The following is a 13,884-nucleotide window of genomic DNA, read 5'->3' on the forward strand; positions in this document are numbered from 1 at the left end:
ATGCAGACCAACGCGCCGGGACGCCGCCGATCCCGCCTGCTCGGCTGGGTGTACGCCGTGCCCACCGCGGTGTTCGTCGTGGCGCTGTTCGTCGTGCCGCTGCTGCTGGTGCTCAAGATGGCGGCGTCGCGGTGGCCACTGCTCGCCGGGGACCAGGGGCTGAACGCGCCGGACAACCTCACCCGGGCGGTGAGTCACCGCTTCTTCACCGACTCGGTCGTCTTCACCGTCAAGTACACGCTGCTCGCCACCGTGCTGCTGATCGCGCTCGGGTTGGGGTTGGCGCTGCTCGTCCAGGAGTCCAGCCGCTGGAACAACCTGCTGCGCGCGTCCTTCCTCATTCCCGGCGCGCTCGGGCTGGCCTCGGCCTCCCTGCTGTTCTACGTGCTCTACTCGCCGTACGCCAGCCCGTTCGCGCCCCTGATGCGCCGGCTGGACCTGACGTTCCTCGGCTCGCCGAACGCGGCGCTGCTCTCGACGGTGTTCCTGGTCGTCTGGCGCTACGCCGGCTTCTACATGGTGCTCATGCTGGTCGGCCTGCAGAGCATTCCGGCGGACGTGTTCGAGGCGGCGCGCTCGGACGGCGCCAGCCGCTGGCAGATCTTCCGACGGGTGACCCTGCCGCTGCTGCGCCCGACGCTCGCGCTGACGACCGTGCTCTGCGTGACCGGTTCCCTGCTCGCCTTCGAACAGTTCTACCTCCTCACCAAGGGCGGCCCGGACAACAGCACCGTCACCGTGGTCCAACTGATCTACCTGATCGCGTTCCAGGGCCAGAACGACCTCGGGGTCGCCGCCGCGCTGTCGGTCCTCGTGCTGCTCGCCCTGGTGCTGCTCAACGCGCTGCAACTGCGCGCCTTCCGGCCCGAGGAGCACTGATCATGGCCGTCGACTCCCGGTCCGCCCGGGCCACCCCGGGCGGACCGCCCCGGCAGCCCGTCCGGGTGCCGGCCGGACCGCGCCGCCCGGACGGTCTCACCGTCGCCGGGGTGGCGCTGCGCACCCCGTACTGGGTGTTCACCGGCGCGTTGGCACTGATCTTCGTCTTTCCGCTGGTCTGGACGGCGGTGGCGTCGGTCTCCCCGCACCCGGGCACGAACCAGACGCACGGCTGGGGATTCGGCAACTACCAGACCCTGGCCGGCTACCAGGCCGGCATCTGGCGCTACCTCGCCAACTCCACGCTGGTGGCGCTCCTGACGGTCGCGCTCACCCTGACGGTCTCCCTGCTGGGCGGCTACGCGTTCGCGCGGTTCCGCTTCCCCGGCCGCAACGCGCTGTTCCTGCTGACCCTCGCCATCCTGATGGTGCCGTACGCGACCCTGCTGATCCCGCTCTACGTGCTGCTGAACCGGGTCGGGTTGCAGAACTCGCTGGTCGGCGTCGCGCTCGTGCTCACCATGTTCCAACTGCCGTTCGCCACGTTCCTGATGCGGATCTCCTTCGAGGCGGTGCCGCGCGAACTCGACGAGGCGGCGATGGTCGACGGGTGCTCGTCGTTCGGCGCGTTGCGCCGGGTGCTCCTCCCGGCGGTGAGACCCGGCCTGATCACGGTGGGACTGTTCGCGTTCCTCGCCTCGTGGAACGATTTCATGGCGCCGCTGATCCTCATCAACGACTCCGACCGGATGACCCTGCCGCTCGCCGTGGCCAACCTCCGGGGCCAGGTCCAGGGCGTCGTCGACTACGGCGCGACCGAAGCGGGCGTCGTCGTGCTCGCCCTGCCGTGTGTCCTGCTGTTCCTGCTGCTCCAACGACACTACGTGCGCGGCTTCATGTCCGGCGCGCTGAAGGGATGAGCATGGTGGTCGGCGTGCCCACGGCGTCACCCGTCCGACCGACCCGCGGGCGGTTGCGGCCACTCGGCATCGGTGAGGTTCACATCACCGGAGGGTTCTGGGCCCGGCGCCAGTCGGTCAACGCGGACGCGAGCCTGTCGCACATCGGGCACTGGCTGGAGCGGGAGGGCTGGCTCGGCAACTTCGACCTGATCGCCGCCGGGGACCCGGGCGGCGCGCGGCGCGGACGCGAGTTCTCCGACTCGGAGGTCTACAAGTACCTCGAGGCGCTGGCCTGGGAGATCGGGCGCGGCGGCGACCCGGGCCTGGAGCGGACCCTCCGTCGCGTCGTCGGCCGGATCGCGCGGGCCCAGGACGCCGACGGCTACCTCAACACGGCATTCGGCCACCGGGGCCAACCACCCCGCTGGTCCGACCTCCGGCAGGGCCATGAGCTGTACTGCGCCGGCCACCTGCTCCAGGCGGCCGTCGCCCGCGCCCGGACCGGCCCGGATGCCGACGACGGGCTGGTGGCGCTTGCCCGGCGGGTCGCCGACAACATCTGCGACACGTTCGGGCCGGACGGGCTCGACGGGCTGTGCGGGCATCCCGGGATCGAGACTGCCCTGGTCGAGTTCGCCCGCACCACCGGCGAGGAGCGCTACCTGGCCCAGGCGGCGCTCTTCCTCGACCGGCGGGGCCACGGCCGCCTGGGAGATGTCGAGTGGGGGCGGGAATACTTCCAGGACGAGACCCCGGTCCGCGAGGCGACCGTGCTGCGGGGGCACGCGGTGCGCGCCAACTACCTGGCCTGTGGGGCGGCCGACGTGGCCGTCGAGCGCGACGACCCGGGGCTGCTGAAGGCGGTGCGGCACCAGTGGCGCGCCACGGTGGCGCGGCGGACCCACCTCACCGGCGGGCAGGGCTCCCGGCACCAGGACGAGGCGTTCGGCGCAGACTGGGCGCTGCCGCCCGATCGCGCCTACGCCGAGACGTGCGCGGCCGTGGGCTCGGTGATGTTGGCCTGGCGGCTGCTGCTCGCCTCCGGCGACCCCGGCTGCGCCGACCTCATCGAGCGGACGCTCTTCAACGTGGTCGCGGCCTCGCCGGCGGCCGACGGCCTGTCGTTCTTCTACACCAACCCGCTGCACCGCCGCGAGCCCGGCGCCGCGCCCGACACCGACCGGCCCAGCATCCGCGCCGAGGCGGCCCAACGGGCGCCCTGGTTCGAGGTGTCGTGCTGCCCGACCAACGTGGCGCGCCTCCTGGCCAGCCTCGCGTCGTACGTGGCCACCACCGACGACGAGGGCCTCCAGGTCCACCAGTACGCCCCGGCGACGGTCGTGCACCGCCCGCCGGACGGGGGTGAACGGAGGGTGACCGTCACGACGGGCTACCCGGACGACGGCCTGATCCGGGTGCGGATCGACAGTGACGACGAACGCCCCTGGACCCTGTCGCTGCGGGTGCCGGACTGGGCGGGAGAGGGTGCGACGCTGACCGTCGACGGGCGGACCCGCCCGGTGGATCCGGGCTACGTCGTCGAGCGGCGGAGATGGCGCAGCGGCGAGGAGATCGTCCTGAGCCTGCCGGTGGAACCCCGGTTCACCTATCCGGACCCGCGCATCGATGCGGTCCGCGGATGCGTGGCGGTGGAGCGCGGCCCGCTGGTGTGCGCGGTCGAGTCGGTGGACCTGCCCGCCGGCACGAACGTCGAGGATCTGCACGTCGACCCGACCCGGCCGCCCCGGCACGCCGGCGGCCGGGTGCTGGTGTGCTGCCGGCAACGCGACCGGGTCGAGCACGACTGGCCGTACGGTGGCCCGACCGGCCCGCCGGTCGGGACGGGCCCGGAGCCGGCCGAGGTTCCGCTGGTCGCGTACCACGCCTGGGCGAGTCGGGGGCCGTCCACGATGCGGGTGTGGCTGCCGGTGGCCTGACTCAGCTCGACGACGGGGCCGCCGCCGAGCTGGCCCGGGTGACGAGTTGGGGGATCAGGAGGACACGCGCGGGCGCCGGGTGGTGAGCCCCGGTGTCGAGCTGGGCCAGCAGCAGGTCGAGGCTGCGCCGGCCGAGTTCGGCGAAGTCCTGCCGTACGGTGGTCAGCGGCGGCAGGAAGTATTCCGCGTCGGGCGTGTCGTCGAAGCCCACCACGCTGACCTCGTCCGGCACCCGACGCCCCGCCTCGTGCAGCGCGCGCAGCACCCCCAGGGCGATCTGGTCGCTGGCGCAGAAGATCGCCGTCACGGACCGGTCGAGGGCCAACCGTCGGCCCTGCGTGTAACCCGTCTGGGCGGTCCACGTCCCCGGCGCCGCGTACGGCGACGGGCGACCGGCGGCGTGCAGGGCGGCCCGCCACCCGTCGGCCCGCTCGGTCGCCTCCGGCCAGTCGGCCGGGCCGGCCACGTGGTGCACCGTGGTGTGCCCCAGGCGGAGCAGATGCTGGGTGGCCAGCCGGGCGCCGGTGTCGTTGTCGATCTGGACGCTCGGGACCGCCTCGTCCTGCCCGCCGCCCACCCCGACGACCGCCAGGCCGTCGGACACCTGCGCGAGCACGCCGGCCACGACCGGCTTCGGGGCGATCGCGACGATCCCCTCGACCGACTGTTGGCGCAGCCGGTCGACCGCGTCGAGCACCGAGCGGCGGTCGAGGTTCCGCAGGCCGGCGACGGTGACGAAGTAGCCGGCGGACCGGGCCGCACCCTCGATCGCGTACAGCATGGAGGTCGGCCCGTACAGGGCGCTCTCGTACGCGATGATCCCGAGCGTCCCGGAGCGGCGGGTGACGAGCGTGCGGGCCGCCTGGTTCCGGCGGTAGTTCAGCGCCTGGACGGCCGCCAGCACCCGGCGGCGGGTGTCGTCCCGGACGTGCGGGTGCGCGTTCAGCACCCGGGAGACCGTCTGGTTCGACACCCCCGCCAGTCGCGCGACGTCGCGCATGATCGAGTGCCCCATGGGACCGGGTCAGCCGGTCGGCTCGCCGGACGGGGCCGGCAGCCGGACCCCGGCGGCGACCGGGACGCCGAAGTTGGGTGTGCCGTCGGCGTTCCAGGTGAACTTCTGCGCCCGGGTGCTGCGGTTCATGTCGCAGCCGCCGGAGGCCGAGCTGTTCGCGTGGTAGACGATCCAGTCCTCGGTGCCGTCCGGGGACGTGAAGAAACCGTTGTGGCCGGGTCCGTACACGCGGTTGGCGTCGCTGCGCTGGAAGACCGGCTGCGGCGACTTGACCCACGACGAGGAGTTGAGCGGGTCACCGCCGTTCCAGGTCAGCATGCCCAGCTTGTAGTCCGGCGTGCTGCAGTGGCTGGCGGAGAAGATGATGAACGTCTTTCCGTTGTGTTGCAGTACCTCGGCGCCCTCGTTGACCGAGCCGCCGACCGTCTCCCAGCCGTAGGTGGCGGTGGAGAGCAGGTGCCGGGTGCCGGCGGCGGTCCACGGGTTGCTCAGCTCGCGGATGAAGTTGGGCTGTGCGCCGTTGTAGTAGGTGCCCAGCAGGTAGAGCCTGCCGTTGAGCCGCATGACGCTGGGGTCGAGCTCCCAGGTGTTGTCGGCCGTCGGGTCCAGCAGGTCGGCCTTGAACGTGTACGGCCCCATCGGGTCGGTGCCGGCGCTCTCCAGCACGTGGATGCGTTGGGTGCCCAGGTCGTACGGTTGGCGGCCGGCGACGTAGTAGAGGTACCAGCGTTTGCCGTTCGGGCCGTCGAGCAGGTGGAACTCGGGCGCCCACATGGTGCCCGCGCCGTTGGGTCGGGTGAGCGTGAACAGCACGGTGTCGGCCGCTGCGGCGAGTCCGTCCAGCGTCCGGGACCGCCGCATCGTGACGGTGTTGTTCCAGGTCGTGGTGGCCAGATAGTAGTAGCCCTCGTGGTAGGTCAGCCACGGGTCGGGGCCGTTCGCCTTGATCGGGTTGGCGTACGTGTGGGGGCTGGGGTTCGGTCCGCCGCCCGGGTAGCCGGTGAGCCGCCAGGTCCGGCCGGCGGCGGTGGTGCAGGGCAGTTGGACGAGCGCGGTGCCGGCCGCGCCGCCGTCGCCGGCCGCGGCGACACACTTGCCGCTGGCGACGGAGACCAGGTTCACGGTGCCGGCGGCGCCGTTGGCCGCGAGCCGGAACTGCTGGTTGGTGCCGCCGTGGCAGGTGTACTGGATGACCGCCGCGTTGTCGGCGGTGGACGCGCCGGAGATGTCGACGCAGCTCCCGGCGGTGAGGGTGGTGACGGTGTACCGGTCGGTCGTGCCGGCCACCGGCCTGACGGTGAAGGTCTGCCGGGCGCCGGCGCCGCAGGCGGCCTGCACGAGTTGCCGCCCGTCGGTGGCGACGCCACCGGGCACCTCGACGCAGTTTCCGTTGGCCTGGTTGACGATGGTGGTCCCGAAGGCGTCGACGGCCTGGGCGGGAGCGCCGGACAGCAGGGGCAGGAGCGCGGCGACCAGCAGCACCGCGGCGGCGGCCCCACCGGTGCGCCGGCGGGGGTGCCGGGACGGGTTCATGGCGTTCCTTTCGGTGGGGGCGTGGGGGCGGGTGGGTGGTGCGGGACCACCCACCCGCCGCCGGTCAGCTGATCTGGATCCGGTCGAGGTCCGGTGCCCAGCCGGTGGTGTTGCCGACGGTGAGGGTGTTCGCTCCGGCGGTGAGGTTCACGGTCACCGGGACCGTGCCGATGGTGTCCCAGCCGCCGCTGCTCGGCGCGTTCACGGTGACCGCGGCGCTGCCGTTGACGCTGATCTGCATCGACCTCGCCTCACCCGAGGCGTAGGAGACGGTGATCGTGCGGGGGCCGGCCGTGTCCGCGGTGACGTTGTTGAACCGCACCGTGTTGGCGGTGCCGTTGCCGACGTAGCCGACCAGGGCGCCGCCGGAGGCGCCGGCCGACGATCGCGTCGCGGCCTGGCCGGACAGCGTGTTGCCGGCCGCCTCGGCCTCGTACGAGCCGCCGGCCGGTGGGGGTGGGGTGGTGCCGCCCCGGCGGTACGCCTGCACCTCGGTCAGTCCGGACCGGGAACCGGCGGCGTGGGTCAGCAGCACCCGGATCCGTTGCGCGGTCACGGCGGTGAACCGGACGTTGTTGTAGTTGCCCTGTGGCGTGGCGGGTGTGTTCACCTGCGCGCCGACGTTCACCCAGCCGGCGCCGTCGTGGTACTGGACCTGGTAGGACGCCGGCGGGCGGTAGGTGGTGCTGGCCGGCCGGCTGTCCTTGACGTACAGCCGCAGCTCGTCGACCGTCTTCGCCGAGCCGAGGTTGAGCTCGTACCAGTCCTGGGCGTTGGACCCGCCGGCGCCCCAGAACGGCTCGTTTGTCGGCCAGCCGTCGATCGCCGCGTTGGCGCTGGTGCCGCTCGCGGTGGAGGAGGCCGTGACGGATGCGCCGGCGGCCAGGTTGGGCAGGTTGGCGGTCAGGTCCACCCCGGCCTTGGCGAGCAGGTCCACCGTGCTGGCGTCGCTGAGGACCACCTGGTTGGGGGCCCGCATGCCGGGCACCGCGGTGCTGAAGGTGACCGCGGCGGTGGCGCCGGGGAAGCTGACCGTGCCGCCGGTCGGGTCGAAGACGAACGGGACCAGCTTGTCGACGGTGAGGGCTCGGTTGCCGTTGACGTAGACCGAGTAGCCCTCGGGGACGCCGGGGTACTTCACCACGCCGTCGGTCGGGTCGTCCCAGACGATGGTCAGGTCGCTGTTGCGGTAGCGGACGTTGTTGACGGTGAAGTTGGGCCAGCCGATGTTGATGGGTGACAGCTCGACCTTGTTGTCGTTGCGCGGCCGCAGGCCGGCCACGTCCTCGATCACGGTCCAGTTGCTGCTGCCCAGGATGTTGTGGTGGATCCAGGAGCGGTAGTCGATGCGCTGGCTGCCCGGGTTCCAGTCGGCCCAGAACTCGTTGGCGTCGGGCCAGCGGGTGTCGCCGTTGACGTACTGCGCCCAGACGTTCCAGTAGAGCAGCTTCTTGTAGTCCTCGGCGCTCATCCACTGGTTGGGATACCTGCGCAGAACCGAGGAGAAGAGCCGGAACTGCACGGTCGAGTTGATGGTGGAGAAGTTGTTGCTGCCCGGGTTGCCGGCTGCGGCTGCGGCGGCCTTGTCCCGCTGGTTGGCGGTGTAGAACGGGAAGACCGGATACTCCGCCGGGTCGGCGAACAGCCGTAGTGCCTGCTTGTACTGGTCCGTCGCCGGCATCAGGCCGACCGCGTACGGATAGTAGTTGTTGATCTCCTTCCACGGGACGTGGGCGTTGGTGGCCACGTGCCGGTGTTCCAGCAGGTTGTCCGACGGGTTCCAGAGCACGTTGACGATCGCGTTCTGGATCCGGGTGGCCAGGGCGCGCATCTCGGCGGCCTTCGCCGAGTTGCCGATCGCGTCGTACGCCTGGGCGGCGGCCAGCGCGCCGCTGTACTGGTACGCGCCCTCGGTCCGGTCCAGGTTGCCGGAGCGCCAGTGGAACGAGACCGCGTCGGCGTCGTTGCCGGTCAGCGCGCCCCAGTCGTACTCGATGACGCCGTTGCCGTCGCGGTCGTAGTAGCCGAGCTGTCCCTTGACGTCGCCCTCGGCGTGGTGGGCCAGGCTCGCGGCGATGGCGGGTTGGCCGCCGTGGAGCTGGTAGCTGCGCCAGGCTGCCTCGGCGATGTACTGGGTGTAGCTGTTGGACCAGTTCTCCGGGTCACCGGGGTTGTCCACGAAGCGGCCGCCCCGCGACACCTGGCCGACCGAGAGCCAGTCGCCGTAGGCGTACTTCGGGTCGCGCAGGTACTTCAGGTCGTCGATGTGCATCGGCTGGGTCAGCGCGATCGCGTTGTTGTAGCCCAGCGCGCCCTCCACCGACGTCGGGAACTGGAACGTCTGTCCCGGGATGTTGGCGTCGAGGTGGTTGAAGCGCATCAGCCACCAGCGGTAGTAGATGTTCTTCTTGATCGCCGGTTCCGGCACGTCGAGGTAGGGGACGTTGTCGGCCCACCACTTGTGGTACGCGCGGACATGCGTGGTGAACGCCGCGTCCGGGGTGGCGTCGCGGTAACTGGCGTAGTCGGTGGCCGACTGCGGGATCTCTCGGGCAGTGAACCCCATGACCACCTTCGTCTGCACGGTGGCGCCGGCGGCGATCGTGATCGAGCGGGTCAACGCGCCGCCGGAGGCGGCGAAGCCGTCACCGGCGAGTCGGGTGGTGAGCGTGGTGAGGCCGTTCTTCACCCCGGTCGACCCGGTCAGCTCGGTGCCGCTGCCGGCCGACGCGTACGGCGAGGTGGCCCGCAGGGTGAGCGTGGTCGACGCCGCGCCGTTGTTCTTGATCGCCAGGTTGGTCACGGCGACGTTGTTGTCGGTGATGAACTTCGTGACCGTGGCCTGCACCGAGCCGCTGGTGTACACGCCGCGCCAGTGGCTGGGCGCCTGCCACCGCTGGCTGCTCTGCTCGGTGAACGTCCCCGGGCTCAGCGCGATCGAGTAGGCGGCGGCGTCGCTGATGCTCTCCCAGTACGCCACCCGGCCGCCGAAGCCGATCACCGCCGGGTTGTGCTGCTTCATGAACAGCGCCCGGCCGCGGGTCATCAGGATCCCGCCGTCGGCGTCGGACGGGTCGCCACCGCCGGAGCGGGACAGGAGCCGGTCGATCCAGAAGTCGGTGCCCGACTTCTCCGCGTCGTAGATCGACTGCATCATGTTGCCGGTGGTGTAGCCGACCGGCGGCGGCGGCACCGCCGGGCCGCCGAAGGTGGGATAGCCGATGGGCTGCGCGGCCTGCGCCGGGCTCGCGGTCACCGGGGTCGGCGCGGCCACGACCACCAGGGCGAGCGCCGCGCCGACGAGCCGCCGGGCCCGGGCGGGGGATGGATTTCCGGGAGGAGCCCACGTGTCCATGGGTACTCACCGAGACCTTTCGTTGTCGGGGGACGGGAACAGCGCCGGTGGTCGCCGCCCGGCCGTCGAGTCACCGCTCGCCCCGGCCGGTCGGCTGCCCGTGCCGGTCCGACCGAAAACCTTTTCAGCAACATATCACCAGATCGTGCGGTGTCAATGTCTTGGGCCACTGGTACGCCGGTCCGGGCGGTGTGTACGGCCCGCCTCCCACCCGATCCGGGCCGAAAAATTTTCGGCCCCCGGCGTGGCGGGTCCGCCCCGGGCGGGCCGCTGGGGTCGGCGCGAACCGATTCTCGAAATCCTTTTCAAAATCCAGCCGTCCGGTATAGTCGGTACGCCTCGATGGCCCAGCCCCGGTCCGGCCCCGAAGGGATTCCGGTGGGTAGACGACGTTCGCAGTCGGTGACTCTGATGGATGTGGCGAAGCTGGCCGGAGTGTCGGTCGCCACCGCGTCGAAGGCGCTCAACGCCCGGGAGCAGGTCGCCCCGGCCACCCGCCGCCGGGTGCAGCAGGCCGCCGAGCAGCTCTCGTTCCAGCCCAACGGGCTGGCTCGCGGGCTGATCTCCGGACGCTCCCACACCGTCGGTCTGCTCACCGAGACGCTCGGCGAGCGCTTCGCCTTCCCGGTCCTCAGCGGAGTCGAGAACGCGCTGGGCAACGAGCGGATGTGCGTGCTGCTGTGCGACGCCCGCGGCGACGTCATCCGCCGCCAGCACCACATCCGTACGCTGCTCTCCCGGCAGGTCGACGGATTCGTGATCCTCGGCGACTCCAACGACATCCGGCCGTCGCTCCGCCGCGACCTGCCGGTGCCGGCGGTCTACGTCTACGGCGAGTCGGACGACCCGGAGGATCTCTCCCTCCTGGCCGACGACGAAGGCGGTGGGCGGCTCGCCGCCGAGCACCTGGTCTCGCTGGGCCGCCGCCGCATCGCGCACATCACCGGTCCGCAGACCTACCGGGCCGCTCGGGACCGGGTGGTCGGCCTGGAAGCGGTGCTACGCGAGGCGGGTCTGCCGCTGGTCGGCGGCGGACCCCGCTACGGCGACTGGTCGCAGCGTTGGGGGCGACAGGCAGCGGCCATGGTCATCAACACCTCACCGGACACCGACGCCATCTTCTGCGGCAACGACCAGATCGCGACCGGCGCGATCGAGGCCCTGCGCGACCTCGGCCGGCGCACGCCCCAGGACGTGGCCATCGTCGGGTACGACAACTGGGAGGTCTTCGCCACCGATTGCCGGCCGCCGCTGACCACCGTGGACCTCAACCTCGAACAGCTCGGCGCCGCGGCGGTCAGGTACCTCTTCGCCGCCCTGGACGGCAACCCCGCACGCGGCGTCGTCCGGCACCCCGGACGCCTGGTCGTGCGCGACTCCACCGGCCCGGCGGGTGACCTCGGCGCGGTCGTCGCCCCCACCGGGCCGGGCCGGCTGCCGGTCGCGCCCCTGGCGTGAACGGCGGTCCGACCTGGGCCGGCCCGACCCGTCCGGGGTCGGGCCGGCCGGCGGGCGTCAGGACAGGAAGGCGCCGTACGGGCCGGCGAGGATCTGGTCCTTCTGGGCCTGGCTGAAGTGCGTGTCGGGGTAGTTGTAGAACGAGGCCGACATCGGGGTGCCGTCGGTCGAGGTGGAGTCCGGCAGGCCGAGCGCGTGGCCGAGCTCGTGCACCATGCCGCCGTACCAGCGGTTCATCGGGCCGTTCACACCGGCGGCGCCGTCGGCGTCGTGCTGGCACAGGATCACCCAGCCACCGCCGCCGCCACCCCCGGCGCCCGGACCCTCGGCGCTGATCTCGCCCACGTTGATCCAGCGGTTGTCCGGGGAGCGCAGGCTCAGCTTGCGCATGAGTTCCTGCTGCATGTTGAACACCGACCACCAGTACCGCTCGGAGCCGTTGGGGGTGTTCTCGTACCAGGACCTGACGTGGTCGCCGTCGACCACCTCGACCACCGGGCTGTTCAGGGTGAACGTCCGGCCCAGCTCCTGCTTGTAGTAGCGCTGGGCCTCCCGCATGACGGCGGCGATCCCGTCCGGCCACCGCTTGTCGTACCCGACGTCGGAGGGCTTGAGCCAGTAGACGCGTACGGTGCGGACCGGCGGCGTGCCACCGGGCGGGGGAGGCGTCGCGGTCGGCGTGGGTGTCGGGTTGGCGGTCGGGGTCGGCGACGTGCCGCTGGTGCAGGTGACGCCGTTGACCGTGAACGTGCCCGGGACCGGGTTGGTGGCGTTGTTCCACGCTCCGTTGAAGCCGAACGACGCGGACGCGCCGGTGCCCAGATCGCCGTTGTAGGAGACGTTTGTCGCGGTGGCCGTGGCGCCGCTCTGCGTCACGGTGGCGTTCCACGCCTGGGTGACGGTCTGCCCGGCGGTGAACGACCAGCGCAGCGTCCAGCCGCTGATCGGGTCGCCCAGGTTGGTGACCGTCACGTTCGCGCCGAACCCGCCCGACCACTGGGAGCTGACCGCGTAGGCGACCCGGCACCCGGCGGCGGCCGCGTGGCCGGTGCCGCCGGTCGCCACGCCGGTGCCGACCAGGACCACGGCGAGCGCCGTCGCCGCGAGACGGAAGGAACTCCTTCGGGTACGCATCGGCTGACCTCCTTCGTCAGTAGCCGTATCGGCTCTTGAGGTGCCGCCACCAGTCGCGCAGCATCCAGATGTCGAACTCGGTGATCGTGGTGGCGCTGCCGGCCTTCATGATGAAGCCCTGGCCCGGCAGCGGATCCCAGTCGTAGAAGTCGTCGAGGCCGTAGGTGTGGCCGATCTCGTGCAGCAGGATGTGGATGTTGTCGCTGCCGAGGTTGCCCATGAAGTACTCGCGACCGACCCGTTGCCCCCAGTCGCCGCCGGCGCCGCCGCCGAACCCGTCGGTCAGCCAGAGCGAGTGGTCGTAGTGATGGGTGGCGCCGCCCGGGCAGTTCGGGTACTGGCCGTTCTGGTTGAAGTACCGGCCGCACGGCTCGCTGCACTGCGGCGCGTTCTCCCGGATGTTGTTGACGTAGATGTCGACCGAGTTGTCCGACCACTGCAACTGGTTGCGGTCCCGCACCGCCCAGCCGACCACCTTCACCGGCACATCGCGGTAGGGGAAGCCGTTGTGGCCGGCCATCACGTTCATCCACTTCTTGTACTGGCGGGCCAGGGCGGCCTGGACCTGGTCGCGTTGGGCGGCTGTCACGGTGGCCGACGAGTCCCACCGCACGCAGTAGTTGATCGCGCCCCGGTTCGCGAAGAGCTGGTCCCAGCCGTAGTTGCGGAAGCCGAGCGGGTTGCCGTTGTTGTAGGTCTGCTCCACGTGCCGCCACACCTGGTCGAGCGGGCCGACCAGGTTCGCCGGCGGGTTCCAGCCGGAGGTGGGGGGTGGCGTGGTGGGACCGGAGGTGGGGGTGGGGGCCGGGGTGGTCGGCGCGGGCGTGGTCGGTGTCGGGGTGCCCGGCGCGCCGGTGCACGTCGTGCCGTTCAGGGTGAACGAGGTGGGCGCCGGGTTGGAGCCGGTGAAGGCGCCGTTGAAGCCGAACGACGCCGCGGCGCCGGTGCCCAGCGAGCCGTTGTAGGCGGCATTCGTCGCGGTCACCCGGCTACCGCGCTGGCTGACGCTCGCGTTCCACGCCTGCGCGACCGTCTGCCCGGCCGGGTAGGACCAGACAAGCGTCCAGCCGTTGACCGGGTCGCCGAGGTTGGTGACCGTCACGTCGGCACCGAAGCCGCCGGACCACTGGCTGGTCACCCGGTAGTCGACGCGGCAACCGGCCGGGGCGGCCTGCGCCCCGGTGACCACGAGGGCCGCGCCGGCGGTGGCGGCCAGCGTGGCGGTCAGGGCGACCGCCAGCCGTACGCCGCTTCTCGATGAAGCCATGGTTCTCCTCTCGGCCGGCGTGGCGGCTCCGGCCGACCGCCACCCCGGGATGCTCGAAACAGGTTCGTAACCGTCAATGCATCGACAACCATCGCTGCCGAAAAGGTTTTCGTCAAGGCGTACGCGGTGCCGTGGGGACTGCGCGGATCTCGTGGAGTTCGCTCAGCGCGCGATCAGGCGAGGCTCCCGCTGGGGACCCTCCGGGACCTCGAACCGGTGAGATACGAAGACACCCATCAGCGAGCCGTGACCGGCAATCTTCCGGAGGACGTGCACCGGCACGCTGCCGGACGTGACATGGCGATGGACGTCACGGGGCCATGAGCCAGCCCTCGGTGGGGTGGCCCGCGCGGCGGGGCACCTGATCCGCCCACCAGCGAGTGGACGCGCGTACGACCTGGGCC

Annotated in this window: 9 protein-coding genes; 4 read left to right on the forward strand and 5 right to left on the reverse strand. The window is 71.5% G+C overall.

Features of this window, described 5'->3' with window-relative positions; translation table 11 throughout:
* Genes AB0B02_RS30035 through AB0B02_RS30045 form a run of 3 tightly spaced genes read left to right on the forward strand, consistent with a single transcriptional unit; the run spans position 1 to position 3,718 of the window.
* Entirely contained in the window at positions 1-879 is an 879-nt protein-coding gene (locus AB0B02_RS30035) for a sugar ABC transporter permease (protein WP_357306080.1), read from the forward strand.
* Positions 880-881: 2 nt separating this feature from the next.
* A complete protein-coding gene (locus AB0B02_RS30040; RefSeq protein WP_357306082.1) occupies positions 882-1,799 on the forward strand; it encodes a carbohydrate ABC transporter permease in 918 nt (305 codons plus the stop codon).
* Positions 1,796-3,718 (forward strand): beta-L-arabinofuranosidase domain-containing protein, encoded by a 1,923-nt coding sequence (locus AB0B02_RS30045; RefSeq protein WP_357306085.1) that lies wholly within the window; start codon positions 1,796-1,798, stop codon positions 3,716-3,718. Before AB0B02_RS30040 ends, AB0B02_RS30045 begins: the two co-directional genes overlap by 4 nt.
* Before the next feature lies 1 nt (position 3,719).
* Here AB0B02_RS30045 and AB0B02_RS30050 read toward each other — a convergent pair whose 3' ends face one another.
* The 3 genes from AB0B02_RS30050 to AB0B02_RS30060 form a co-directional block, all read right to left on the reverse strand.
* Positions 3,720-4,718, reverse strand: coding sequence for a LacI family DNA-binding transcriptional regulator (locus AB0B02_RS30050; protein ID WP_357306088.1), 999 nt, complete (start codon positions 4,716-4,718; stop codon positions 3,720-3,722).
* Between the two features lie 24 nt (positions 4,719-4,742).
* The gene (locus tag AB0B02_RS30055; RefSeq protein WP_357306091.1) at positions 4,743-6,266 is read right to left on the reverse strand and encodes a family 43 glycosylhydrolase; all 1,524 of its coding nucleotides are present in this window, start codon (positions 6,264-6,266) and stop codon (positions 4,743-4,745) included.
* Positions 6,267-6,330: 64 nt separating this feature from the next.
* The gene (locus tag AB0B02_RS30060) at positions 6,331-9,621 is read right to left on the reverse strand and encodes a discoidin domain-containing protein (RefSeq protein ID WP_357306094.1); all 3,291 of its coding nucleotides are present in this window, start codon (positions 9,619-9,621) and stop codon (positions 6,331-6,333) included.
* Positions 9,622-10,032: 411 nt separating this feature from the next.
* Between AB0B02_RS30060 and AB0B02_RS30065 the strand changes: the two genes are divergently transcribed.
* The gene (locus AB0B02_RS30065) at positions 10,033-11,079 is read left to right on the forward strand and encodes a LacI family DNA-binding transcriptional regulator (protein WP_357306105.1); all 1,047 of its coding nucleotides are present in this window, start codon (positions 10,033-10,035) and stop codon (positions 11,077-11,079) included.
* Between the two features lie 57 nt (positions 11,080-11,136).
* Here the strand turns inward: AB0B02_RS30065 and AB0B02_RS30070 are convergent, their stop codons facing one another.
* Together AB0B02_RS30070 and AB0B02_RS30075 are read right to left on the reverse strand one after the other, a co-directional pair.
* Complete coding sequence (locus AB0B02_RS30070) at positions 11,137-12,213, reverse strand: cellulose-binding domain-containing protein (protein ID WP_357306097.1); 1,077 nt, start codon at positions 12,211-12,213, stop codon at positions 11,137-11,139.
* Between the two features lie 16 nt (positions 12,214-12,229).
* Positions 12,230-13,480, reverse strand: a complete 1,251-nt coding sequence (locus AB0B02_RS30075) for a cellulose-binding domain-containing protein (protein WP_357306100.1) — start codon at positions 13,478-13,480, stop codon at positions 12,230-12,232.
* Positions 13,481-13,884: the final 404 nt, after the last annotated feature.

It is taken from the genome of Micromonospora sp. NPDC049240 (genome assembly GCF_040647835.1).
Lineage (GTDB): Bacteria > Actinomycetota > Actinomycetes > Mycobacteriales > Micromonosporaceae > Micromonospora.

Excerpts from the sequence above, each read along its gene's own strand:
- AB0B02_RS30035 (WP_357306080.1), top strand. The coding sequence starts at position 1 with ATGCAGACCAACGCGCCGGGACGCCGCCGATCCCGCCTGCTCGGCTGG.
- AB0B02_RS30040 (WP_357306082.1), top strand. The coding sequence starts at position 882 with ATGGCCGTCGACTCCCGGTCCGCCCGGGCCACCCCGGGCGGACCGCCC.
- AB0B02_RS30045 (WP_357306085.1), top strand. The coding sequence starts at position 1,796 with ATGAGCATGGTGGTCGGCGTGCCCACGGCGTCACCCGTCCGACCGACC.
- AB0B02_RS30050 (WP_357306088.1), bottom strand. The coding sequence starts at position 4,718 with ATGCGCGACGTCGCGCGACTGGCGGGGGTGTCGAACCAGACGGTCTCC.
- AB0B02_RS30055 (WP_357306091.1), bottom strand. The coding sequence starts at position 6,266 with ATGAACCCGTCCCGGCACCCCCGCCGGCGCACCGGTGGGGCCGCCGCC.
- AB0B02_RS30060 (WP_357306094.1), bottom strand. The coding sequence starts at position 9,621 with ATGGACACGTGGGCTCCTCCCGGAAATCCATCCCCCGCCCGGGCCCGG.
- AB0B02_RS30065 (WP_357306105.1), top strand. The coding sequence starts at position 10,033 with ATGGATGTGGCGAAGCTGGCCGGAGTGTCGGTCGCCACCGCGTCGAAG.
- AB0B02_RS30070 (WP_357306097.1), bottom strand. The coding sequence starts at position 12,213 with ATGCGTACCCGAAGGAGTTCCTTCCGTCTCGCGGCGACGGCGCTCGCC.
- AB0B02_RS30075 (WP_357306100.1), bottom strand. The coding sequence starts at position 13,480 with ATGGCTTCATCGAGAAGCGGCGTACGGCTGGCGGTCGCCCTGACCGCC.